At 55.1% G+C, this 24,640-nt stretch carries 21 protein-coding genes; 5 read left to right on the forward strand and 16 right to left on the reverse strand.

From position 1 onward, the window contains the following. Positions 1-160: 160 nt before the first annotated feature. From ACQYWX_RS25455 to ACQYWX_RS25490, 8 genes are all read right to left on the reverse strand, one after another. Positions 161-2,053 carry a DUF885 domain-containing protein gene (locus ACQYWX_RS25455; protein ID WP_431686804.1) on the reverse strand — a complete coding sequence of 631 codons (1,893 nt, stop codon included), beginning with the start codon at positions 2,051-2,053 and terminating at the stop codon, positions 161-163. A 92-nt stretch (positions 2,054-2,145) separates the two neighbouring features. Then, positions 2,146-3,399, reverse strand: coding sequence for a tetratricopeptide repeat protein (locus ACQYWX_RS25460; RefSeq protein ID WP_431686805.1), 1,254 nt, complete (start codon positions 3,397-3,399; stop codon positions 2,146-2,148). A gap of 14 nt (positions 3,400-3,413) precedes the next feature. Further along, on the reverse strand, positions 3,414-4,037 hold the full coding sequence (locus tag ACQYWX_RS25465) for an energy transducer TonB (RefSeq protein ID WP_216737899.1): 624 nt from the start codon (positions 4,035-4,037) through the stop codon (positions 3,414-3,416). Positions 4,038-4,055: 18 nt separating this feature from the next. Next, entirely contained in the window at positions 4,056-4,460 is a 405-nt protein-coding gene (locus ACQYWX_RS25470; RefSeq protein WP_127973352.1) for an ExbD/TolR family protein, read from the reverse strand. Between the two features lie 90 nt (positions 4,461-4,550). Next, positions 4,551-5,078, reverse strand: coding sequence for a MotA/TolQ/ExbB proton channel family protein (locus ACQYWX_RS25475; RefSeq protein WP_279505629.1), 528 nt, complete (start codon positions 5,076-5,078; stop codon positions 4,551-4,553). Between the two features lie 14 nt (positions 5,079-5,092). After that, positions 5,093-6,454 (reverse strand): MotA/TolQ/ExbB proton channel family protein, encoded by a 1,362-nt coding sequence (locus ACQYWX_RS25480; RefSeq protein WP_431686806.1) that lies wholly within the window; start codon positions 6,452-6,454, stop codon positions 5,093-5,095. Next, positions 6,454-7,227 carry a DUF3450 domain-containing protein gene (locus ACQYWX_RS25485; protein WP_431686807.1) on the reverse strand — a complete coding sequence of 258 codons (774 nt, stop codon included), beginning with the start codon at positions 7,225-7,227 and terminating at the stop codon, positions 6,454-6,456. Before ACQYWX_RS25485 ends, ACQYWX_RS25480 begins: the two co-directional genes overlap by 1 nt. Before the next feature lie 138 nt (positions 7,228-7,365). Further along, positions 7,366-9,987, reverse strand: a complete 2,622-nt coding sequence (locus ACQYWX_RS25490; protein WP_431686808.1) for a TonB-dependent receptor plug domain-containing protein — start codon at positions 9,985-9,987, stop codon at positions 7,366-7,368. A gap of 674 nt (positions 9,988-10,661) precedes the next feature. On the opposite strand from ACQYWX_RS25490, the gene ACQYWX_RS25495 reads away from it, so the two are divergent. Continuing rightward, positions 10,662-11,090 carry a calmodulin-binding protein gene (locus ACQYWX_RS25495; protein ID WP_431686809.1) on the forward strand — a complete coding sequence of 143 codons (429 nt, stop codon included), beginning with the start codon at positions 10,662-10,664 and terminating at the stop codon, positions 11,088-11,090. Positions 11,091-11,249: 159 nt separating this feature from the next. After that, positions 11,250-12,041 (forward strand): substrate-binding periplasmic protein, encoded by a 792-nt coding sequence (locus ACQYWX_RS25500; protein ID WP_431686810.1) that lies wholly within the window; start codon positions 11,250-11,252, stop codon positions 12,039-12,041. An 18-nt stretch (positions 12,042-12,059) separates the two neighbouring features. Here the strand turns inward: ACQYWX_RS25500 and ACQYWX_RS25505 are convergent, their stop codons facing one another. Beyond that, positions 12,060-13,187: an FAD-dependent oxidoreductase gene (locus ACQYWX_RS25505; protein ID WP_431686811.1), complete on the reverse strand. Its 1,128-nt coding sequence runs from the start codon at positions 13,185-13,187 to the stop codon at positions 12,060-12,062. 154 nt (positions 13,188-13,341) lie between these two features. Here ACQYWX_RS25505 and ACQYWX_RS25510 point away from each other — a divergent pair, with 154 nt between their 5' ends. Beyond that, on the forward strand, positions 13,342-14,325 hold the full coding sequence (locus ACQYWX_RS25510) for a DUF4892 domain-containing protein (RefSeq protein WP_431686812.1): 984 nt from the start codon (positions 13,342-13,344) through the stop codon (positions 14,323-14,325). A 459-nt stretch (positions 14,326-14,784) separates the two neighbouring features. Here ACQYWX_RS25510 and ACQYWX_RS25515 read toward each other — a convergent pair whose 3' ends face one another. From ACQYWX_RS25515 to ACQYWX_RS25530, 4 genes are all read right to left on the reverse strand, one after another. Then, on the reverse strand, positions 14,785-15,414 hold the full coding sequence (locus ACQYWX_RS25515) for an ATP phosphoribosyltransferase regulatory subunit (protein ID WP_431686813.1): 630 nt from the start codon (positions 15,412-15,414) through the stop codon (positions 14,785-14,787). A gap of 313 nt (positions 15,415-15,727) precedes the next feature. Beyond that, on the reverse strand, positions 15,728-16,462 hold the full coding sequence (locus ACQYWX_RS25520; RefSeq protein WP_431686814.1) for a class I SAM-dependent methyltransferase: 735 nt from the start codon (positions 16,460-16,462) through the stop codon (positions 15,728-15,730). 289 nt (positions 16,463-16,751) lie between these two features. Next, on the reverse strand, positions 16,752-17,279 hold the full coding sequence (locus tag ACQYWX_RS25525) for a hypothetical protein (protein ID WP_431686815.1): 528 nt from the start codon (positions 17,277-17,279) through the stop codon (positions 16,752-16,754). A 58-nt stretch (positions 17,280-17,337) separates the two neighbouring features. Further along, entirely contained in the window at positions 17,338-18,759 is a 1,422-nt protein-coding gene (locus ACQYWX_RS25530) for an MFS transporter (protein ID WP_431686816.1), read from the reverse strand. A gap of 79 nt (positions 18,760-18,838) precedes the next feature. Here ACQYWX_RS25530 and ACQYWX_RS25535 point away from each other — a divergent pair, with 79 nt between their 5' ends. Beyond that, positions 18,839-19,306, forward strand: a complete 468-nt coding sequence (locus ACQYWX_RS25535) for a helix-turn-helix domain-containing protein (RefSeq protein WP_431686817.1) — start codon at positions 18,839-18,841, stop codon at positions 19,304-19,306. A gap of 49 nt (positions 19,307-19,355) precedes the next feature. Here ACQYWX_RS25535 and argS read toward each other — a convergent pair whose 3' ends face one another. Both argS and ACQYWX_RS25545 read right to left on the reverse strand, forming a co-directional pair. Further along, positions 19,356-21,092 carry an arginine--tRNA ligase gene (argS, locus tag ACQYWX_RS25540; RefSeq protein ID WP_431686818.1) on the reverse strand — a complete coding sequence of 579 codons (1,737 nt, stop codon included), beginning with the start codon at positions 21,090-21,092 and terminating at the stop codon, positions 19,356-19,358. 189 nt (positions 21,093-21,281) lie between these two features. Then, entirely contained in the window at positions 21,282-21,842 is a 561-nt protein-coding gene (locus ACQYWX_RS25545; RefSeq protein WP_431686819.1) for a hypothetical protein, read from the reverse strand. A 357-nt stretch (positions 21,843-22,199) separates the two neighbouring features. Between ACQYWX_RS25545 and ACQYWX_RS25550 the strand changes: the two genes are divergently transcribed. Next, positions 22,200-23,039 (forward strand): hypothetical protein, encoded by an 840-nt coding sequence (locus ACQYWX_RS25550; protein WP_431686820.1) that lies wholly within the window; start codon positions 22,200-22,202, stop codon positions 23,037-23,039. A gap of 69 nt (positions 23,040-23,108) precedes the next feature. Here the strand turns inward: ACQYWX_RS25550 and ACQYWX_RS25555 are convergent, their stop codons facing one another. Then, entirely contained in the window at positions 23,109-24,479 is a 1,371-nt protein-coding gene (locus ACQYWX_RS25555) for a DegQ family serine endoprotease (protein ID WP_216737915.1), read from the reverse strand. Between the last annotated feature and the right edge of the window lie 161 nt (positions 24,480-24,640).

The raw sequence follows: 24,640 nt of genomic DNA on the forward strand, positions 1-24,640 counted from the left end.
ATCGCGCTTCGCCACGCAACACGCCGTCGGCCCCCTGCTCACACAGGGGGAACCAACGGCGAATGGCCTGAAGGCGTACGTATAACCGCTCCTGAACGGACGATGACTCAGAAATATCGGGCGAATGTTTTCAACAAGAAGAAAAGCAGATTTAGAGACTTCATGACTTCCCGTCCTGAAGCGCATCTTTTTCTTTGGCGAGAACATCCCTTTTTTTGTGATCGATCCAATCGGTCACCAGTCCATCCAAAACATTTAACGGAACGGCTCCGTCACGCAATACAATATCATGGTACTCGCGAATGTCGAATTTCTCACCTAATTCCTGCTTTGCTTTTTCTCTCAGCGCCTGGAATTTGAGCATGCCAATCTTGTACGCAGTGGCCTGCCCGGGCATGACGATGTAACGCTCAATGGACCGGACCACGTCGCCGCGGGCGTTAGGCGTGCTCTCCGCCAGATAGTCGATCGCCTGCTCCCTGGTCCAGTGCTTGGCGTGAATACCCGTGTCGACCACCAGACGACAGGCCCGCCACAGTTCCATGGACAAACGTCCAAAATCCGCATAAGGGTCTTTGTAGAAACCCATTTCTTTAGGCAGCAGCTCGGAATACAGACCCCAGCCTTCGATGTAGGCGGTGTAATCGCCGAACTTGCGGAAGGTGGGCAGCTTGTCCAGCTCCTGGGAGATGGAGATCTGCATGTGGTGACCGGGAATGCCCTCGTGATAGGCCAGCGCGTCCATTTCATAAATGGGCATTTCGCTCATCTTGTAGAGGTTGGCGTAATACAGGCCCGGACGATCCCCTTCCAGAGCCGGCGCTTCATAAAACGCCTTGCCCGCTTCCTGCTCCCGGAACGGCTCCACCGCTTTGACCTTCAGGTCCGCCTTGGGCAGCGTCAGGAACAGCTTGGGTAGGTTGGCTTTCATATCGTCGATCAGCGCCGTGGCCTTCTGCAGATACGCCTGTTTACCCTCTTCCGTTTCCGGGTAATAGAACTGCTTGTCCTCACGCATGAAGGCGAAAAACGCCTGCAGGTCGCCTTTGAATTTCACCTGCTGCATGATGGCGCGCATTTCATCGTGAATCCGGGCGACTTCCTTGAGGCCCAACTGATGAATCTCTTCCGCGCTCATTTCCGTCGTGGTGATGCGACGCAGAGCGTTGGCGTAGAACGCATCGCCGTCGGGGAATTTCCAGACCCCGGCTTTGTCGTCCGCGCGCTTTTCCAGGTCAGCCAGATAAGCGATCAGTTTTTCGTACGCCGGTTTCACTGACGTCAGCAACGCTTTATTGGCTTCCGCAACCAGAGCCGCCTTGCGTGCGTCGGGAATGTCGGTCGCGGCGACTTTCGCAGAGAAGTCCGCCAACAACGCGCTGTCTTCCTCGCCGCCAAAGGGCTTGCCGGTAATGATGTTACGGCTGGACTGAATCACTTTGGGAAATACAAAACGCGGCGGGATCACGCCTTCGTCAGCCCGTAGCGCCAACTGCTCAATGAGCTGATCGAACAGCGCAGGAATGCGGTTGAGACGGCTGATGTAGGCCTCCGCATCCTTGATGTCCTCGATGCTGTGCTGATTGATCAGCAGAGAGGGCGTGTCGGAATGGGTTCCGAACATCTGGTTTACCGGGTAGTCGTAGTGACGCCAGCGGTAGTCTGCAATCTGCGCTTCCAGTTGCTGTTGCATCAACTGATAACTCAATTGGTTGGACGGGTTAAGGCGCGAAGGGTCCAGCGCCAGCAGGTCCTGCAGATCCGCCTTGGCGATGCGCAGCGATTCCTCAGCGAACGCTTCGCTCATATCGTCCCATTTGTCGTAGTCGGTTTTAATGCCCAGATAAGATTGAAAGGTGGGACTGCGCGACACCCAGCCTTTAAAAATACGGTCAAACAAGGCTTCCGCCTGCTGATCCGACGCTTCTGTCTGCGCCATCGCTGGTACGCTCCCTGTCTCCGCGGCCCAGGCCGCATTAGTGACAATGCCGCCGCCCAGGCTCAAGGAGGACAGCAGCACGCAGGAATACAGTTTTAACTTCGCTTTATACATCCGTTGGTTTCCATTCACTCATACAGTCCCCGTCCCATTACCGCCTGGACGGGGCGCTTGTTGCTTAAATCGCCCGGGAGTCCGCGCCGCCTTTACTGCTCCGCTCCCGCGGACAGAAAGCTGATCCAGCGTTTCGCGGTAGGGGCGCTGGCGTCAAAACGCGATGCTTCTCGCATCGTCGCCAACGCCTCCTGGGACTGCTCCAGGTTGTAGTAGGCCTGCCCTTTCAATAACAACGCCCGGCCTTTCTGGTCCTCGCTCATGTCTGTCGCAGGCGCGTTGAGCAAATCAACCAGCGCGCGATAGTCTTCGTCCTCATACAGCTGATAAGCGAGGTCCAGTTGGGTGTCCCCGGTGACTTGTTGTTGCAGGGCGGCTTTATAAACGTCGATGGCGCGCTTGCGTTCCCGCGCCTGACGCCAGAAGCCGGCCAGCTTGCGCAGGTTGTCGCCGTTGCTGGCGATCACGCCGCGTTGCATGCCGTCCTCCATGATTTTGCCGGCGCGTAAAGGCGCATTCTGGTAGGCGAGATAGTTGGCGAGATTCACGAACTCTTTTTCCTCCTCCAGCATATCGCGTCGGTAGGCCATTTCGAGAACGGCGACCGCCGCGGCGTCCTTTTTGAGTTGCATATACACGCCGGACAACTGCTTCCAATACTGCTTTTTCTCCGGATATGCAAGCAGCAACTCCTTGAGCACGTTGACGGCCTGATCATATTCCTTGAGTTCGTAATGGGCCGCCAGCAGCAGTTGCAGCCAGGATTCCTGCGCCTTGCCTTCCGTTGCAATGGCCTTGCGCACCACCGGTATCACCTTGGCGTATTGCTTCTGTTGGGAGTAGCAGTTGGCCAGCGCCAGATAGACGGCGGAGCCAGGCTTCTGTTTGGCCTGCTCGCTCTCCTGCAGATAGGTCTCCAGTTGCGGCGCCGCTTTCGCGAACAAGTCCTGCGCCATATACATCTGCGCCAGGTTATAACGCAGCTCCCGGGTCAGCTCAGGCGGTAATCCCTCCACCTTGATCGCTTCCTCGAATACCTGCATGGCTTTCGCATACTGGCTGCGGGCGGCATAGAGATAGCCCAGGGTGCGCAGGACTTCGATGTGGTCAAACTTCTTGCGCTTGCTGCGTTCTTTTTGCTCCAACAGCAATGCTTCCGCATCGCCGTATTTTTCCTCGGAAATATACTCCCTGGCCTTCACCACTTTTTTGTAGGTTTGCGGGGAGATTTCCATGCCTTCGGCGCCGCACAGCGCGGCGGCGGCCAACAGCCATGCGGACAGACAGGTCAGTACGCCCGTGCGCAGCCGTTGTCGCGCCGAATATGAACGGGGTTTGCTCGTCATCTTCATCACCGTTCCTAAAGAGTAAAGTCAATGCGTTGTCGAGCCCGTGTGGCGACGGCTTTGCCGTCCACCATGGCGGGCTTGAAGGTCCATTTGGAAATACATTGTTTGGCGGCTTTGTCGAATATCTTGCGCGGCTCCGACGCCACCACCTTGATGTCTTCCACCCGACCTTGCGCGTTGACGGTGAATTCCACTTCCACCCAGCCTTCTATCCCGGCGCGCGCCGCTTCCCGGGGAAAGTCCGGCGGGAAGGTCGCTTTACCGATGACGCCGCTGTCGCCGGCGGAGCTGGCGGCCATCCCGACCTGCCCCATCTGTCCCAGGGCCAGTCCCAGGTTGGCGTCAACCCGGGGCATGTCCACTTTGAGTTGCGGCGTCTGCGGACGTACGGCGCTCTGGGTGGTTTTCATTTCCGGCGGAGGCGGCGGACGCTTGGGAGGCGGCGGTTTCGGCAGCTCCCGCTTGCGTTCCTTGACCGGGTCTTCCTTCTGCACCCGCACGAAATCGATCATGCCGATGTCGTCCTTGTCCGCCAGTTCCTTGCCGTCGTTGTGGATGAGCTGATCCATCAGCCGAAACAACCCCAGTACGGTGATCAAGGCCAGGCCTAATGCTGCTGCGAATCTGAATTTCATAACGATTTTCAACGAGGCCTACTTTTTCACTGCAGCGATGGAGATGTTCTGCACCCCCGCCATCCGCACCTGATCCATCACTTCCACCACGATGCCGGAACGGGATTCCGTATCCGCCTGGATCACCACCGCGCCTTCCGGGTTTTCCGCGCGCAGACGCTCCACATTGGGACGCACCTGGGCCACTTCCACCTTGCGCTTGTCGATCCACACCGCGCCGTCATCCGCCACGGCGATCATGATGTTGCCCTTTTTCACCGTCTGCGCGGTATTGGCGCTGGGACGGTTGACGTCAATGCCCGCTTCCTTGATGAACGAAGTGGTGACGATAAAGAAAATCAGCATGATGAATACGATGTCGAGCATCGGCGTCATGTCGATGGCGGTGTCTTCCGACTCCGCGGAAGCATATCTTCTTCTCATTGTTCTATCCCCTGGCCCGACTCGCCGCCGGGCCGCCTCTAGTCTATATCCGCGTCTGCGTCTGTTTGCTGCGTCAATTCGTCGCAGGCGTTAGTGATGCTGTAATTTGTCGGTCAGCTCCCGGGTCACTTTCTGGGCGCGCTTTTCCAACTGCACGGCGAAGTAAATACCGGACAGCGCCGCCATCATTCCCGCCATGGTGGGAATCGTCGCCTTGGAAATGCCCGACGCCATCGCCCTGGGGCTGCCAGTGCCGGTGACGGCGAGCACATCGAACACCTGCACCATGCCCACCACCGTGCCCAACAGTCCCAACAAGGGACAGAGCGCAATCAGCGTCTTGATCAGCGGCAGCGATTGATGCGCGCTGATGGACGCCTGTGAGATCAACGCGCGGCGCACTTGCTGATTGTTCCAGGCCGCCGCCTCAACGCGTTCGCTCCATTGCAGCAAAATGCTCTTCGCCTGAGCCGGAAAGCTCATGGCGAAGAAGAAGTAACGCTCCAGAATCAGCGTCCACAGCAGCACGGTCAGGGCGAAGATGGCGACCAGCACGTCGCCGCCCAGGCCCAGAAAGCGCTTAATGGACTCGATTTCGTCAAGAATGAACCAAACCATAATGTCAGCTCCGGCTAGCGCGCCGCTTCCGCTTCTTTATGCAAGGCGATAAAGCCTGCGCTCTGTTCTTCCAGGGTCTGAATCAGACGGCGACTCTTACCGTTGACGAGGGTGTGGGCGAAAACCAGCGGCACCGCCACGATCAGCCCCAACATGGTGGTGACCAGCGCTTCGGAAATACCGCCCGCCATCAGTTTGGGATCGCCGGTGCCGAACAGGGTGATAGCCTGGAAAGTGGCGATCATACCGATGACCGTTCCTAGCAGTCCCAACAGCGGAGCCACGGAGGCGAACAGCTTGATGAAACCAACGCCCTTCTCCAGTTTGGGAGCGTTTTTCATGATCACTTCGTCCAGTTTCAGCTCCAGGGTCTCGACATCCGCGTCTTTGTTGTCCTGATAGGTTTGCATGATGTCGCCCATGGGGTTGCCGCGAATCACGTCCTTGGACTTCAACTGTTTCTTCACGCCGGACTGGATGTAACTGAGGCGCAGATACCCGAACAACGCCAGCAGCAGCCCCACTGCGCCCAGCGCCAGAATCACATAACCTACAGCGCCGCCCTGCTGCACCCGCTCTTCCAGGCTGGGACTCTGCACCAGCAGCGACAGGATCACGCCTCGTGAAGGGTCGATGAAGAACGGTTGATAACCGTCATTGGCGTTTTCCAAACCCGCAGCCAGCGCCAGCATGGCGCTTTCCGGCTGCCGTGAGAGCTGTTCGAATTTGCCGGTCTGGGCGGAATAGTTGAGGTATTTGCCGTCCGCGATGGCGTTGAATGTGCCGATCCGGGTGACGCTTTTCACTGCCTGATCACCCTCGCCGTATACCACCGTGGCGTCGAAACGGCTGACTTCTCCCGAGGCGGTCATGGCCTGATACAGCTCAATCCAGAACTTCTCCAGCTCATCGATGGACGGCAACGCGGTGCTCTCGGCCAATGAACTCATCAGCGCCATGCGCTCAGGGTATTGCGCCGTGACCATGGACGCCTGAAACACGCCCTTGGTGTCGTTGGCGGTCTGTCGCACCAGACCGAACATCTCGCCCAGGGAGCCTTTACGTTGCTCCAGGGTTTCCTTCAGTTCCGTCAGCTGCTTTTCGTTTTCATCGTATGCGGTTTTCAGGTTGTCCATACGGGCCTGCTCCGCCTTCAACTCCGCCTGAGCCTTGGCCAGCAGCGCCTGGCGCTGGTCTTTCTCCGCCTTGAACTTCGCTTCGCGACTTTTGTTTTCTTTAGACTCGGTGACCCGGTCTTCCTTGATCTGCTTTAACAGCGCCTGCAGGTCTTCATTGGTGCCGGCTTTGACCGTCGTAGTCGCCAACGCCGCCGCCAGAATGCAACTGAAGACAGTTAAACGTTTGAGTGTTCTCATCACTTCGCCCTCGCAGCCAGCACAGGTAATTTAATCAACGCGGGCGGAGCCTGTTTCTTGGCGATCTTCAGCCCTTGCGACACGGCGGAGCGGTAGGTTTCCGGCAGCGCTTCCCATTGTTTTTTATCTTTGTTCCAGTGGCCGGTTTCCGCGCCATCCGGCGTTTGATACATCAACGCGATACGGCCGATGCGCAGGAATTCATAGGTTCTCAGTTGCTCGCCTTCGCCGAGGCTGGCCTTGTAGGCTTCGATGGTGCGACCGTATTCGTTCTCCACCTCGTAAGCTTCCAGAATTTTGCGGAATTTCTCTGACGTGGACACATCAGCACGATCCATCAAGGCGCGCAGATCCGCCACCCGCTTGCGCCGCTCGTCCATCTGGAAAGGCACATCCGCTTCCACGAACTGCTCCAGCGCCGACACCATGCGCAGCATGAGCGGAACCACTTCCGTACGTGTCTGCTCCAGAGCGGAAATCTGCGTATTCAGAGAGCTCAACTCCGCCTGTTGCGAGCTGACGATACGCTCATTCTGATCGTTATAGGCTTTCAGGCCTTCGATCTGGCGGAGGACGTTTTTGTACTCGGACAGTAATTCGTCGGACTGGTCCGCCAGTTTGTCCACCCGCGCCTGAGATTGCTGCGAGGATTGCACCATGGCGGTTTGCGCGGCGACGGACTCGCCCAGAGTATCGGCATAGACTGGCAGGGACAGCGTCAGTCCCGCCAGGGGCGCTGCAATGAGCAGTTTGGAAATCGATCTGATCTTCATAAGTTTCAATAATCTTGCAAAAACTATCATCGTCGGTTCCTGAAAAAAGCCCCGCCCGAAAGCGGGGCGACTACAGGAAAACGACCGTTGTAGTCCGGCCAGGCCGCCTTGCGAACGGCTGCGCCGGCTCATCCATTACTAGAAGGCCTGGGTGTACTTGAAGTAGGAGACCCGTCCCTGAATGCTGTACAGCTCTTCCGAGTAAGTAACGCCGTCCGCACGGAACGAAGGCTCTTCGTCGAAGAGGTTACGTACGCCCAGAGCGATGGTGGCGTCCCAGGGCGTGTTGTAGCTGTAGTGCACGTTCCACACGGTGTTGGAGTCGACGTGCCCGTCGCGCTCATTTATAGCGGAATCCGACTGCGGTCCGATGACTTCGGCGTTCAGGTAAACATCATGAGCGTCGTTAGGCGTGGTGTAGCCAACGCCTGTGTTGAAGCGGAAGCTGGGATATTCCCAACGACCCACGTAGTCGTTCACAGGTCCGCCGGGGAACTCGTCTTTCTCGAAGCTCAGGATATAGGTGCCGGAGAAGTCGTAACGCAGCGCGCCGAAACCATAGTCTTCACCCCAGTTGAACTTGACGTCGAGACCTTCGGTTTTGTTCACGCCAAAGTTAACCATAGGCGCGACGGCGGACAGGATGCGTCCAGAATCGGAGCGGGTGATGTAGGGGGAGGATTCGCCAGTGGCGACTTCCTGGTTGATGGAGTTTTGCAGCTCCAGCAACTGGATGACGTTTTCGATCTCGATGGAGTAGTAATCCACGGAAACGTCCATGGAGTCAGTGATGTTCCACACGGCTCCTGCGGTGAAGGAGGTGGACTCCTCCGCCTTCAGTTCTTCGTTGGAGGAGCGGGTTACGTTGTACTGGCGCTCATCGCAATCGCCGCCGCAAGTGACGTAGTCGACCGCGTAGTCCGCAGAGAATGAATCCGCCGCGTACAGATCGCTCAAGGTCGGCGCCCGGAATCCGGTGCCGTAGGTAGCGCGCAGCGTCAGGTTGTCCAGCGGCTGATAACGGACCGTGGCTTTACCAGTGGAGGCGGAGCCGAAGTCGCTGTAACGGTCATAACGTCCGGCCAGGTTCAGTTCCACCTGATCGGTGATCGGCGCTACGGTTTCGATGTAGAACGCGCGCATGTTTCTTTCCCCGGCGGAAGAGTTGCCGGAGCTGCCCAGCACGTTGCCGGCTTCCGACTGGTCATCCACTTTGGAGGAGAAATCCCAGCTTGCATACTCCGTACCCAGGGCCCAGGAAACCGATCTGCCGCCGATTTCGCCAAGATCAAAAGACACGCCGGCGGTCGCCTGCTCAAACGTCATCTGATCTTGCGAGAACGGCGAGTATTTCAGGCTCTGGATGCTTTCCGCGTCAAACTCGCCGCCGGTGAACTTACCGGAATCCAGCAAGGGCTGAATCAGAGGTTTGAGCACATAGCCGGTGGATGTCTTGGTGTTGTTGGCGTAGTTGTGGTGGTAGTTGGCGTTCCAGCTCAGATCGCCCACCAATTGTGTCTCCACTTCGCCTTCCAGACCGAAAACCAGGTCCAACTGCGTGTCGGAGACTTTATCGTCACGAGGTCCGATGGGCGAGAAGCGGTATAACACAACGGCAGGATCGTCATCGCCGTTCACCACGCCATCGCCGTTAGTGTCCGGGTCCAGCCCGTTTTCCGCAAAGAACGCAGCGCCGCCGGAGGTGTTCTGGTCGATCTTAAACTGGTCCGCAACCGGCGCAAAGCGGCTGAAGCTTTTGTTCTGGTTGAAAATAACCCGCGCCACAAAGTCCAGATTATCCTTCAGCTCCTGACGTCCGGTCAGCATCACCGAGTCACGGCTCAAGGAGGCGGTTTTAGCCGCTTCGCCAGTGTAGTCGTAGGCGCAGACCAACTGACTGGGATCGGTTTTGCTATCCCGATACGGACCATGGAAAGGGCCTTTACAGTTGCCGTCTCCATCCAGGGAGCCGGCCAACGGCTTGATGGCGTAGCCGTTGGCGGGGTCGAGTACGTTGCGTCCGTAGTAGCTTTGTCCGCTAGTGTCGGAGAAGAATTCGGAGCCAAAGCCGGTCGCTTTCAGGTACTCACGGTCACGTAGATTGACGATGCCTTTGGAGTCATGCTCGTAGGAGAACAGCAGGTTGCCTTTCTCTGTGGTCGTTCCCAACGCCAGGTTATAGGATTCCTCTTCCCCACCCTCATGTTTCGGCAGGCCTTTGCCATAAGAGATGATGCCGCCGTCCAGATCTTCCTTCAGGATGATGTTAACGACGCCCGCGATGGCGTCGGAACCATAAATCGCAGATGCGCCATCGGCGGTGATTTCAACACGCTCGACAATAGCGGCGGGAATCGCATTCAAGTTGACGGCGCCGGCGGGCCCGGTGTCTGAGCCGCTGGGAGAAACCGGAACGCGAATGCCGTTAATCAGCACCAGGGTTCTGCCCTCGCCCAGGCCGCGCAGGCTGATGGTCGACTGCGATTGCGCCGTAGAGCCTGAGGACTCCGAGATCGAGCCAAAGCTATTGCCGGCGGCGGAGCGCAGTACGTCCGCAATGCTCAGCTCGCCCGTGCGGTCGATATCCTCACGCGTGATGACCTGCACCGACTGGGCGCCTTCCATATCCGCCCGCATGATGCGTGAGCCGGTGACGCGAATCTTTTCCAGTTTTTCCACCGGCGCGCTTTCAGTTTCCGCCTCGGCGGACGCATCCGCATCGACAGGTTCTTCCGCATAAAGATTGGCGGCCGCGCTCATGGTTAATACAGAAACCAGCGCCCCGCGAGATAAATTAAGTGATATAGCCTTAAAGGATGCTATGGACGACTTCTCCGTCATTTTACTTCTTCTCCAAGTTGAATGTTGTCCTGAGTGATGACGAAGACGGATGGCAATTCCTATGCCAGAGAACTTTTATTAATTCAGCAGTTTGGGCGTTTTTTAATCACCCACAAGGTAGACCAAAAAGAATAAGTATTTATACGTATTTTATAAATTTTAAACGACTTACTTTTATGTTTTAAAAGATTTATCTAACGGGTGTTATCAGCGATCCATTTTTATCAAAAAAATGGTGACAACATATTTTGACTTTTATTTATATTTTCATCCTAAAAAAGCATCAAAATGATTAATCATTTTTTGACTCATTTTTGTATTCATCACTGCAATTACAGATAAAACATCCCCCTCCACAGCCACTTCCCGGTCGCCGATTCAATAGGTCGTCATAAAACTTTCATCTGCTTATGCGATAAGGCTGTGCGCCTTCGTGGGGCGCCGCTGCTAACGACGCACTTTATCGGTGCGAAACTGGGATAAATATTGGGAAAAGCACGGTACTGAAGGCGCATAAAACGCAGTAGAATCCGCCCCGTGAACCAATCACGAGCGTTATCACTGGAAAGTCTTACATTAAAAGGAAGTATCTTATGTCCATCAAAAAGCAATTGACCAAAATGTTGGCCGCCCCTCTGGCGTTCTGCGCCGCCACCGCCTCCGCGGAGGTCGCCTATTTCGAATTCACCGACGTCCAACCGGAGCAGACATTTGTCATCCAGTTGACGGACAAAGCGAAAATTCAACAGGCGCGGGACATTCTGGCTAACGGCCAGGAAGACTTTTATCACGTCATGGGCTATGTCACGCCCTCTCCCACGCCTTATAACCCCAGATGGCAATACCACCTGGACACGGACACCATCAGCTTCTTCGAATTTTCGATCGAGGTGTGCGACGCCTCCATGCAATACGTGCAAGAACACCTGAATGAAGTCGGCGGCGCTTTTCTCCCCGGCAATATCTGGTGCCCCTGGAGTTCAAAGCTGGTGAGAGAAGTCGGCTCTCCAACACAGGAATAACCTGACTCGTTCATATTGAGTGCAAAGGCCCAAGTGTGGCGCGGGCCTTTGCTAACGCTTCCTATCCCCTCTATTTCCCTGTCGTCACATGCCTGCAATAAGCCCCGCCCACGATTCAGCTATAGTTAAAAGTACGTCGCACAAACCCTATTAGGTCCCATGCTCTATTGGCTTCGTCTCTTTTTATTGCTGGCTTGCGCCGCCACGGTCAGGGCGGAAGAAGACCAGCAGGTGATTCTGGCCAACGGGGAGTGGGAGCCCTTTCTTTCTGAGCGCCTGCCTCACTATGGCTTCGCCTCACATCTGGTCACGGAAGCGTTCGCCACCGTGGGCGTGCAGGTGGAATACCAGTTCTACCCTTGGGCGCGCGCTGAAGCGATGGTGGAAGGCGGGCAAATCGACGGTTCGCTGCTTTGGACGCAAACGCCGCTGAGGAGTGAGTTCGCTTATTTCAGCGACGTGGTGGCCACCCAGGATGAAGTGCTGTTTCACCTGCGCGCACTACCCTTAGAGCCAAAGTCGCCCGCCGACCTGCGCGGCGAATCTATCGCCGTGCCCCTGGGCTCCAAACTGGGCGTATGGAAAGAGGTGGTGGAGTCTGGACAAGTGATGCTGGTCGGAGTGCGGGATATCGAAGTGGGAATGAATATGTTGCTGCGCCGGCGGGTAGACGCCTTCCCACTCGCCAGAGCCGTCGGCTACAGCGCACTGCGTGCGCACTTTTCGCCTCAGGAGCAAGCGCTCATCACTCACTCGGCCACCGTGTTCGACCGCCATGAATATCGGCTTATGCTATCCCGCAAGCGCTCCATGAACGCCAGACTCATCCTGCAGTTCAACGAGGGGTTACGCCGCCTGCGCGAAAGCGGCCGGTATCAGGAAATGGAAGAGGCCTATTATCGCGGCGACTATGACGCGCCTGACTCCGCAGCGCAAAACGATGATGACTGAATAGCCCAGTCCAACAGATCAAGCGCGAGGGAAACGTCGCATAAAACGCTTGTCGATAGCGTCTTTCCAACGCCATACCCACTCCCCCGCCAGACTGATCCCTCCTCGCGCGCCCACGGCATCGCGTCCGCCGCAAGCCAGCAAGCTCAAAAAACGCCGCTGGGGTCGATACGTACGCATCGGCAACCCGCGCAGCAGGCGATGCAGGTTATCGAGTAAGAAAGGAGCCTGACGCACGGCGTACACGCCCGCCCTGGGCGTGGGGGACGCGTCAATCCAGGCGCAATCGCCGACGGCGAACACCTCAGGAAAAGCGATGCTTTGCAGGCTGGGAGCGACACGAATAAAACCCTCGGGGGTTAAAGGCAACTCCGTCTGGGTTAGCCAAGGAGCCGCTTTGCCTTGCGTACACCAGAACACATGATCCGCAGGCAGTGTTCGCCCAGCCTTATTAATCAGGCTCTCTGAGGTCACTTCCGCAACCTCAAAGTCGGCTTGCGTCTTCACGCCATAGCGTTCAAAACGGCGTTGCAGCCAGCGCCGCATACGCCTGGGGTAATCCGCTACAGGCTCGCTACGCGCCGCCAGCGTCACACGATGGGCGACAGGAGCCGACTGCAACGCATGAGCGACAGCGAACGCCAGTTCCACTCCGCCTGCGCCGCCGCCCACCACCACAATATTCCGCACTGCCGGATCGGCGCGCAGGCTTTCATAAGCCTTGAGCCAGCGGGGCCAAAAGTCGGCGATGGGTTTAACGGGAATCGCATAGTCAGCCGCTCCCGGCGTGCTCAAATCCGGAACGGCGCCAATATTGAGAGACAGGTAGTCGTAGCGCAGCGCTTCCCCACTTTCCAGAAACGCCATACGCCGCACGCAGTCCAGCCCTTTTACCCGTCCCTCGAGAAACTCCGCCCCCGACTGACGGCACAGGGCCAGCAAATCAATATGCGCCTGCTCATACTCATAGTGTCCCGCCACCAGCCCCGGCAACATACCTGAATAAGGACTCAGCGGCCGCTCGGAAACCAGAACCACCCGCACGTTCGGCAAAGGGTCCTGCGCCAACGCCAGCAGCAACAAAGCGTGGGTATGCCCGCCGCCAAGAAGCAGTAAAGTGAGAGTACCGGATGGTTCAGCCGTCACTGTATATCGTCCGCAAGTCAATGAAATATTGCACTCGTTATCCCTGAATAATAGCTGGTCAGCAACCCGAAATACGCAGTAATCTTGAAACGCCTATGCAGTACTTTGGCGATGTGAGCTATCTTTCTTCTATTCATAGTGGAGGCTTATCGTTATGACGGCTCGCTTATTCTGGCGCTTGGCGACACTGCTCTGCATCCTCATTACGCCCTTGGCGACGGCAGGCGACATACCCGGCGCCGAGGACCATCCCATGGTGTCCCGTTACGCCGGCGCGGAAATCATCAAATACGAAAAACAGGCTTTCACTGAAATATCCCTGGCGCAAATGCCAATCCAACAGAGGGGCGGCAAGGACAAGAATCCCGGCGCGTTTCTGGAGCTGGAAGGAAAACTAACCCGCGTGGCTTACCGTATTCCCGAGGGACGCAGCACCCTGGAGGTCTATCGCAATTACGAGGAAGCCCTGCGCGGCGCGGGTTTCGAAATCCTGTTCAGCTGCAAGAATGAAGACTGCGGCGGAAAGCCCGCCGGGCGTCCTTTCAACGAAATCGTGACGCCCAAAGACCTCACCGTAAAAATGATGTTTCACGAGAAGGATCAACGCTACCTGTTGGCGCGCCTGACCCGGGAAGATCAAACCGTACATGTGGCGGTGTATATCACCAAGGCCTACTCCATCGGCGGACAGGATAAAAACCGGGTGTTCGTGAATACTCAGGTAGTGGAGTCCGCCCCCATGCAGTCAGGCATGGTGAAAGTGGACGCCAAAGCCATGGCGAAAGGCCTGGATGCAGAAGGGCACATCGCGTTGTATGGCGTCTATTTCGACACTGACAAAGCGGATATCAAACCGGAATCAGGGGAAACCCTGGCGGAAATCGCCAAACTGATGAAGTCCCAGCCTTCACTAAAAGTGCTGATCGTCGGCCACACCGATAATGTGGGCGCGCTTGATTACAACCGCAGCCTTTCCGAACGCCGCGCCAAAGCCGTGATGGATGCGCTGGTAAGCCAGTACAAGATCGGCGCTGAACGTATGACCGCCTTAGGCGTGGGTATGGCGGCCCCTGTCGCCTCCAGCGAAAACGAAGCAGGCAAAGCCAAGAACCGCCGGGTTGAATTGGTGAAAAGATAGTCTGAACTGGTCGTCTTGGCAGCCGCTCAATAGCGGACTTGGGCTTCGCCAAACACGACCTTTTCTTCTCACCAGTCTATCTCTACTCCGTTCGCCCTGAGCCTGTCGAAGGGCTTCCCAGAGAGCTAATCCATAGGCAACAATCTTTAATCAACATCCGGGAAATCGGCTTTTTTCCTGAGTCTCCCTGGAAGGCCCTTCGACAGGCTCAGGGCGAACGGGAAAGATGAGGACAGGTTCAGGGCGAATAGGGAAATAAGGACAGGCTCTGGGTGAACGGGGGAGATGAGGGCAAGTTCAGGGCAAATGGGGAAATAAGGACAGGTTCAGGGGGAATGGGGGAAATGAGGGCAAGCTCTGGGTGAACGGAGAGATGAGGACAGGGAAATTCAGAATGCCTGATAAATCAGGTGAATTTCCCCATCCATAGTGCACGGCGGATAATCGATCAGGGGTTACCTAACACAGCATCAGGCGATCAAAGCCAACCGCGAAACCAATTCCTTGCTTGTAAGCGCCGCCGCCCACGACCTGTTTCTGCGCGCCCAACTTGGGTACGGAGATTTCGAAGCCATCCTCCATGTAGTAACTCAGCCCGCGCTTCACGGCGCTGAACACTTCATATTCCGAGGTTTGCAGCGACACCATCTTCTCCGCCAGATCGATCAACTCTTGCCGAACGGTTGGCGTAGTGGGATTAATGACCTCGACGCCGAACTGAAAGAACTCCCGGTAGCGACCTTCTTGGGGCCGTTCATAGCGCCAGCAGCGCTCGAAATACCAGAGCCGCACATTCTTTCTGCGTTTGAAGTGTTTATCCGCCACCATTTGTACAGTCGCCGTCCCTTCTGGACGCAGACACAAAGAACGTCCTTTCTTATCCGGAAACACATACATCTGCCCCAGTATCTCCTCGCCAGCTTTGTCCACATAGACTTGTGACGGTTCAATGGAAGGCAGAATCACCTCTTCAAAACCACTCGCTTCCGCCAGCGCAATCATCTGATTCAGCAACGCTCTGCGCTTCTTCGCCGTCTCGCCGCTGATAATGCGTACGCCTTTAGCCATACCTTCAATTTTGTATTCCATAACGGATTCCCATTCACTGATTTAAAAACAATAAAAAAGCCCTCGCAGCAACGCTGGGAGGGCTTTCTCAGTGAACGGGCTTAACTTTCAACCAAGCAATAGCTCTCCCAGCCGACGATGCGACAGTGAATGCAGATGCTTTGGATGAAGGTTGAAAGTAATCATGCCGGACATTATGCGTCCGAACAGAAGGATGTCAACCCGACAGGCTGACGCCATGCGTCGGAGCAAAAAAGCAAAGAAAAGGCGGCGCCTCATAAACAGAGATCGCCGCCTTGATTTTCATTTAGATGAGCCGCGTTTTAATCAGACGTTATTCAACGCGTTGCGCCGCAGCGATAAAGAACATCGGCCGCTCCAATTCGACTTTCAGTTCCGGGCACTCCTCGATTTGCTCTGCGCTGGGACGCCATTCCTCCAGATGCTTCAGGGTGAAGCCAGCATTAATCAGCATCGTCAGATACGTGCCTAAAGTGCGGTGTTGTTTGACCACGCCGTCCGCCAGCCAATCAGTGGTTCGTGGTCCTTCCACCAGATACTGATTGATAGGCCAAAGCGTGTTCTTGTGCTGGTCTTCCGCCCAGCCAGGTCGCTTGGGCGCGGTGTAGATAGGATGCTCCGCGGAGAAGATCAGCCAACCGCCGGGTTTCAGGCTCTTGTACGCCTGCTCGAACAAACCTTGCAGATTGGCGATGTAATGCAGGGTCAGCGAACTGTAGACCAGATCGTAGCTGTTCTCGGGCAGGGACAGCGTCTCCAGATCCTCGCGCGCATACTGGATATGGGCGTCAGAAGTCATCTCTTCCGCCTTGGACAGCATGTTTTGAGAAACGTCGACGCCCAACACGCTGGCCGCGGACTGCTCCCGCGCCCAACGGCAGAACCAGCCAAATCCGCAGCCTAAATCCGCCACATTGGCGTTCGCCAACGGCGGCATCAGCGCTCTGATGGAAGCCCATTCCGGCGCGCCTTCCAGTCCCTTCAGGGACCGTGGCAGCTGGCTGTAGCCTTCAAAGAATGAATCGGTGTCGTAAATATTTTGTGTCATGAGTGTGTACTCCGTTTGAATATGCCGGCAACGAACGGGATACAACTTCCTACAGGCGTGACGAAGCCCCGTCCGTTGATACGGCGGGGCTGATTTCGCAATTACGCGAACTTAGACTTGCTCACGAATTACGGACGCCCCACCAGGAACGCCCTCAATTCGCGAAACAATATGAATATCAATATAAATCATCGCGCGATTATTTCAGGGGGAAGAAACGGAGTCAATGAAACCCGCCATCCGGCGCGCCCCGCGATCTGGCGCGAAAGCCCCTACCAGGCCAAGCCCTTTACGCCATGCTCCCCTGGTCTACGTACTGGATCATCCGGCCCTCTTTCTTCTCCAGTTTGAAGTCGCTGCTGGTAAGACGAAACTGCACGATATAGTCAGAAACACACTTGGTGTCGTGTATGTCGCCAGGTAGAAATACCCTGCAGTCGCCGGGGTTCAGAGTGTCGCAACCTCTGCTCACCAGCCGGGTTCCGCCACGCTTATCCGTAATGGACTGATAAGTGGACATTTCCAGGGCGCCATGCTGTAAGGCGTAAAGCACCCAGCCGAAGCCATGGTCATGAGGCGCACGATACAGCCCACGGGGTTCGGTATGGGCCAGCAGTCTGAATCCGTGCTCTGGGTCGGTATACAACTCGACCATGTCGGGCCGATCAGCGTGAATCTGCGCCAGCCAAGGCTCCTCAGCGGAGGTTTTCGCCAGATCCTGCAGCAAGCGGCGGAGCCTTGTTACATTACTTGTGGTCAAGCCATCCCAGCCCTCGCGAGCCGATTCGATAAAGTGATCAAGTGCGTTAGGTTGCATAAGTCCTCCAATGGGTTAAACAAGTCTTATTGATGCGTCTTAATAGTTAAAGCTAACTTTAGGTTAGTGTTCTTATTCCGTCCTTTTCTCCGTATTCCCTGAAATGCCAGTACCCGCGCACAGCAAGACCAACGCACAGTACTAGGGAGACGCAGGCGTACACACGATGCAAGCCGGTTTCAGCGAGCTGCGGGGTCAGCACGCCAAGCGCCGACGCGTTGGTGACGCTATCGAACAAAGCGCTCATCAAGGCGGCGCCGGTCAGCATTCCCAGATTGCGCGCGAGATTCAGCAGGCCAGATATCTGCCCCCGCTGTTCTGGAGCAGCCCGAGCCATTAGTTGGGTGTTGTTCGCCACGGTGAAGATCGCATAGCCGATGGCGGTCACCATAAGACAGGCGACATAACCGATGGCGCCCGTCGCGGCGCTTAACTGAGTGAGGCACAGAGAGCCGAAGAATAGAAACAGCACGCCGGTTGACGTCAGGTTGCTGCATGCTTCCAGCTTTACGCGACGACCGATAAAGCTTGAGGTAATCATCACGCACACAGGGCTGCAGCCCATTACCAGCCCGGTCATGGACAGATTCAAGCCGAGGGAAATCAGATAAAACGGCCCAATCACCAAAGCGGTCATTACCGCCGAAGCCACGATGAACTGGATCAGATAACTGAGGCCATAGCGATAGTCGCGCAACAATGAAAGGTGAAGCAAAGGAGAGGGCTTCGCCCGTTCAACCAGGACAAAAACGACCAGCAGGACGAGAGCAAGCCCCGCCAGGAAAAAGCGCAGCAACTCCTCCTCCAGTTTGAGCTTAATCCCGAGCGAATAGAGGAGCACGATTATCGCCAACAGGGATGCGCCCATCAGGTCAAATGGTTTCGGCGCCTGCCCCGCCCCTTGCATGGCGCGAGGAAGATAACGCACGGTAAGCAACAGAGTAAGCGCCCCCAACGGGAGGTTGAGCCAGAACACCCATCGCCAGTCTGCAAAGCCGGTTATCAGTCCCCCCAAAACAGGCCCCGCAGCGGTGCCCACGGCGGACATGCCTCCTATCCAGCCCATGACCCGTCCGGTGTGCTCCGATGGCGCGATATCTCTCACCAAAGCCAGATTCAGGGACACCACAATCGCAGCGCCGATGCCCTGGACGCCACGGTACGCAGAGAGCATTCCTATGTTTTCCGTCATTCCACATAGAGCGGAGCCCGCCATGAAAATCCCCAGGCCAGCGATAAACAACGGGCGACGACCGAAGGTGTCCCCCAGACTCCCGGCAATCACCAGAAAAGAAGACAACGCGATCAAGTAGGCGACAACCACCCACTGGACCTGGGCGTAGCTGGCGTCGAGGCTGGACACCAGTTCGGGCAATAGAATGTTGACGCTACTGATCGCCAGGGCAGTGAGAAAAGTAGACAGCAGCAACGCGGCCAGCGCGCCACGATATTCAGCGAGAGGCTCCACACTGTTGACCATAACGACTCCACTTCCTCTTTAACTACCGTATTGAGGAAGTTACTATGCAAGTTAAAGTCAGCTTTAGGTCAACACCTTTATGAAAAACTGTAATGAGCTGGATATCGCCGAAGTGGCGAAGCTGTCCGGCTTGCCCGCTTCCACCCTTCGCTACTACGAAGAGAAGGGGCTGATAAAGTCCATTGGGCGAGAAGGGTTAAAGAGAATTTTCCGCTCCACCGTCATTGACCAGTTAGGCTTAATTTCCCTGGGCCAATATGCGGGCTTCAGTCTGGATGAGATCGGGGCGATGTTCTCCCACGATGGAAAGCCCAAAATAGACCGGGCGCAACTCATCGAAAAAGCTAATAAGCTGGACCAACTCATTCAACAAATGGAGACGATGCGCGACAGCATCATCCATGTCGTCAATTGCCCGGAGCCCAACCAGCTGGAATGTCCCCGCTTTCAAACATTGATCAGATCGGCAGCGCGAAAACGGCGCCATGAAGGCCCTGTGAAAAGTAAGCCTGGGAGGTCACAACAAGGGAAGGGAGAAAAAGATTAAGCCAGCGGAGCGGAGAGCCCCGCCGGGTTTCAGAGAGGTCGGATGAGAGTTACATCCGCTCCAGAGTTTCGATGCCCAGCAAATCCAAGCCTTGTTTGAGGGTCTTGGCAGTCAGCAACGCCAGCATTAGCCGTGAGCTACGTACAGGCTCTTCTGCTTTTAGTACCGGGCAAACCTCGTAAAAGCTAGAGAATTCACCTGAGAGTTCATACAGATAACTACACAGCAAATGAGGATAGCCTTCACTGACTACAGAGTGCAAAATCTCATTCAGCTGCAACAGTTTCACCGCCAATGCTCGTTCTGTGGGTTCACTAACCTGAATCTCCCCGCCCAAGGTCAAATCGCCCACTTCACCTTTTTTGAAGATGCTCACGACCCTACTGTAGGCATACAGCAAATAAGGCGCTGTGTTGCCTTCAAAACTGAGCATGGAGTCAAAGCTGAAGATATAGTCGCTAGCACGGTTCTTGGAGAGGTCAGCATACTTCACAGAAGCCATCCCAACGACATGAGCAATGCTATTTAACTCTTCCTCAGGCATATCAGGGTTCTTTTCTTTGACCAGCGCATAGGCTCTGCCTTCAGCTTCCGTTAGCAAATCCGCTAATTTGACAGTACCGCCATCCCGCGTCTTATAGGGCTTATTGTCAGTACCCAATACCATGCCGAACGCCATATGTTCCAGAGACATGTCCGGGCTGACGAACCCAGCTTTGCGGCCGGCCGCATACACTTGGTTCAAGTGCATAGACTGCCGAGCGTCAACGAAGTAAAGCACCCGATTGGCCTTCAGAACGCGTTCCCTGAAACGTAACGCCGCCAAATCTGTTGTCGCATAGAGATATGCTCCATCTGACTTCTGCACGATCAAGGGTAGAGTTTTACCTTCTTTCCCCTTGAACTCCTCCATGAAAACGCACTCAGCGCCATCACTCTTTGTCAGCACCCCTTTTTCACGTAAATCGTTAATTACGTTCGGCAGATCTTCGTTGTATGCGCTTTCCGGCATCACGTCCGCACGAGACAGGCTGACATTCAGACGCTCATAAACTTCTTCACAGTGCTGTAGAGAAACATTAATGAAGGTTTCCCACAGAGATTTGCATTCCTGATCGCCAGACTGCAGCTTCACCACATACTCATGTGAGGCTGCTTTGAAATCAGCATCTTCGTCAAAGAGCTTCTTGGCCTGACGGTAGAAGTTTTCCAGGTCAGCCAGCTCCATAGACAGAGTCTGCTGGTTCTCCGCCTTCAACTTGTTCATGTAGGCCAACAACATGCCGAACTGGGTGCCCCAGTCGCCCACATGGTTCTGACGAATCACCCGGTGCCCCAGGAACTCCAGGGTTCTGACGACAGCGTCGCCGATGATGGTGGAGCGCAGATGGCCTACGTGCATTTCTTTCGCGAGGTTAGGCGCGGAGTAATCCACTACGACGGTCTGTTTGGGGCTGTCCAGAGGAATGGTCAGGCGCGGATCGGCCAGCACCTGGCGCAGGCTCTGACTCATCCAGTCTTTACTCAGGAAAATATTGATAAAGCCAGGGCCGGCGATTTCAACTTTCTCGGCCATGTCGCCCAGATCCAGAACGTCCAGGACTTTGGTCGCCAATTCGCGCGGGTTCATTTTCAGCGCTTTGGCGACGCCCATCACGCCATTGGCCTGATAGTCGCCGAATTGAGGCTTGCCGGACGGCTTCACGATCGCCGGAGAGCCTTCTGGAGCGCCCGCCGCATGCAGCGCTGCGCTGATTTTCTGTTCAAGCAATTGTTGCAGATTCATAGGAAGATCTTCGTTACTCACAGCAACGGGAGTCCGCCGCTGAAACTGATGGAAATGGCGGCCATGATACCGCAGTATCCGGTCAAGGAAAAATCCGCAGTTATCCGGGTAAGACTAAATGTCATGAATTGAAGGGAACGCCCGGTGCGGCAGGGGCGCCGGGCGTGGATAAGAAATTAAGACAATGGCTTATTCTGTCTCACGGGGTTCGTATATGCGAATTACGGTCGAGTATGTAACATCAGAGCCATAACGTGATTCAAACTCTTTATTAACTGCCTCAGCCAAACCTTCATAGCTGATATGGCCAAACAAAGATTCCACTTTATACGGCGAACGAGACTCTACTCGAATATTTTCCGCGCCCTCCAAGCCACACTTCCATGGGTTGCTCAAGTCTTCCTGCTTTAATTTGTGCAGTATCTGGACGGCCGGACCATTTAGCAGAAAACCGTTTTTCTCGGATATATGAGTTATCGCCACTTTACCCTCTCCTACCGACGTTATCACAAAGGGCGCATCTATAGTGGGATAGAAGTGATAGCCGTTAGCGCCAGCATATAGTGCGCCTTTTTCATCCATACAAAAATCAATATCTTTAACGTAGACAGACTCTCCAAGTTTCAGTTCAGGAAACAGAGAAACCCTATCCAGATGTATAAAGCTATACTCAACATTATTTTCGACTTGGAACTGTGCGGATGCAGTAGTGGATATTGCTAAAAGTAGCCCTGCTAGTGTTCTGGTCATACTGACTTCTCCTTTTTAATAAGTACTCCTCACCTGTCCAGGTGAAGGCGGATAATACCTAATATTAGATATTTTTCATACTAATCAATTACCTGAGTCGAACATCATAATCGCCAAAACGACAAATCAGGCTTGTCAGTCGTCCTGAATTCCTATAGTTTCGCCTCACTCTCCGCATTGCTTTATATACAAGCGCAAGGACCATTTTCATTTGTACAGAAAGGAGTCTGAACTGCCTTTTTACGCCAGTTATATAATCTGAAAAACATGCTTTTTATTGCTGAGATATATCGTCAATCGATTTCGATTGGCGGCGCATTTCCTATCTCGATTGATTTTCAACCAGGGAGTTGTTGAATGAAGTACTCATCTTTGTATTTGTTGTTTCCTTTAGCCTTGTTGACGGCCTGCGGTGGCGGTGGGGGCGGTGGATCGAATGACTCCACGCCACCCGCCAGCGCCTATCAAGATTGCGATCTTTCAGGTTATAAAACACTGTCGGGCAATGGATACCCAGCTAATTATTTCTCCGGCCACTCTTACTCGCAAAAGTCTTGGTCGAATGGGGACTTCGACTGGTACCCTCTGCAACTCAACATTGCAGAAGAATCCACTACGTTCGGGCATGGCCTCAACACGAGCGAGCAGACGTCAGAAGTTTGTCAGGCGGTGGCGACGAAACTGCTAGGCAAATTCCTTCAACCCAGCCAGAGCCTACAGAGAGAACTCGAAGTAGATCTATTTTTTGAGGGGTTTAATTATGCAACGACTTTATCCAGCACCAACGTGGAGGATAAAAAAATCACAGCAATACAACCCAGGCTGGCGCTGCATTTAGACCTACTCAAAAAAGAGTCTGTTGGTGAGAGGTTGGTGCTGGAATCCGAATCGTTGAACGCCTCAGCGCCGGTTTGTAAGAAACCTTTCACCGTATCGACGGAATGGAGAGAAGGTAGTGAGCCTAACGTTGATAGAAAGACGGAGACCTATGGCGCTGACGGTAAGGTGTATACGCTTACCCATGCCGCCAAGTTCACTGGCGACGCCTGCACCTTTGATATTTCCGGGCGAATCGCAATTGATGGTAGAGAGGAGCCTGTAGCCATACAGGCATCCGCAGAGTTGGAAAAGAAAGTCAGTGAATCGGGTTATGATCGGGGTTATAAACTTCACATTCACAGTATGAAAGTATACTGAACCTCGTATTCTCTGACTCATGCAGACGATGGCCAACTTGTATCGGCCACCGTCTTGCTACTGATCAAATCAACGAATCACCAGATAAAAGGCGCCGCCGCCCCTCTGCACCAGCAGGAGCAATTTGGTCTCCCCAACATCCACTACTTTTTGCAGGTCGCCAACGGAATTTACCCGGCGATTATTAGCGCCGATGATGACATCGCCCGGACGCAGACCGCTATAGGCGGCGTTTGAGTTGGGCGCCAACCCGGTCACCACCACGCCGGAGCCGTCTGGATTATCTTCAAACGAAGCGCCTTCCAGCAGCTTGTGGATACGGGTGTCGCCAGCGATGCTATTGGGCGGCTCCTGCAAGGTCACTTTCACGATCTCTTCATCGCCTTCGCGCAAAATAGTCACACGCAGCTTATCGCCGATTTTGCGTTGCCCGATCTGGCTGCGCAGATGGCCTGCGCTACGGGTGGGCTTGTCGTCAACGGCGATAATGATATCTCCCGTCTTCAAACCGCCCTTCTCCGCCTCAGAATCCTTGGCGACGCTGGTGATCAGAACGCCGCGCTGGCCGTTACGCAGTTTGAAGGCCTGGCGCAAATCCGGGGTGATGTCCTGAATCCCCACGCCCAATTGCCCGCGTTTTACTTCACCGTGCTCTACGATCTGGTCGATGCTGGCCTTGGCCATATTGACAGGAATCGCGAATCCGATGCCGACATTGCCGCCGGTCGGAGCCAATATGGCAGTGTTGATGCCGATCAGCTCGCCGCGCAGGTTGACCAGGGCGCCGCCGGAGTTGCCGGGGTTGATGGAGGCGTCGGTCTGAATAAAGTCTTCATATCCTTCGATGCCAAGTCCTGTACGTCCCAATGCGCTGACAACGCCGGTAGTGACGGTCTGACCCAGTGCGAAAGGGTTGCCGATAGCAACCACGAAATCACCGACCTCCAGTCTGTCTGAGTCCGCCATTTTCACTTCGCTGAGATCGTCCGCCGCAATTTTCAAAACGGCGATATCGGCGTCAGGATCGCCGCCCAGCACTTCCGCCTTCAGGGTGCGGCCGTCCGTCAACGACACATGCACCTCGTCCGCACCTTTAATGACGTGGTAGTTGGTCACCACCGTGCCGTTATCTTTGTCGACGATGACTCCGGAGCCGGCGCTTTGCTGACGCCGCTGCTCACGAGGCCGACGGTTGTCTGGAATATTGAAGAAGTGACGAAAGAAAGGGTCCTGCATTAAAGGACTGTATGATTCCTGCTTGGCGTAGGTCGCAATGTTGACGACAGCGGGGTTCACTTCCTTGAGCATGGGCGCCAAGGTGGGCAAGGGCTGCCCCTGTGAGTCGGCCAAAGGCAGCGCGGCGGCGCTGGAGGCCGCCCAGCCGACACTGACGGCCAGTACACATAATCTCAATCCACTCAGGGTTTTACCCATCAACATGTATCATTCCTCCGCTGGGCGCAGACGGGCCGACGACGAACGCATGCCTCACGACCTGACAGCGCGTTTGAAAATTTCCTTAGTTATAACGTCCTATGAGATGGGAGCGGTTTTGTCATAAATCCAGGTTAGATTTACAATCGCGGCTCTCTGTCACGTAT

Source organism: Hahella sp. NBU794 (assembly GCF_050749805.1).
In the GTDB taxonomy this organism is placed as follows: Bacteria; Pseudomonadota; Gammaproteobacteria; order Pseudomonadales; family Oleiphilaceae; genus Hahella.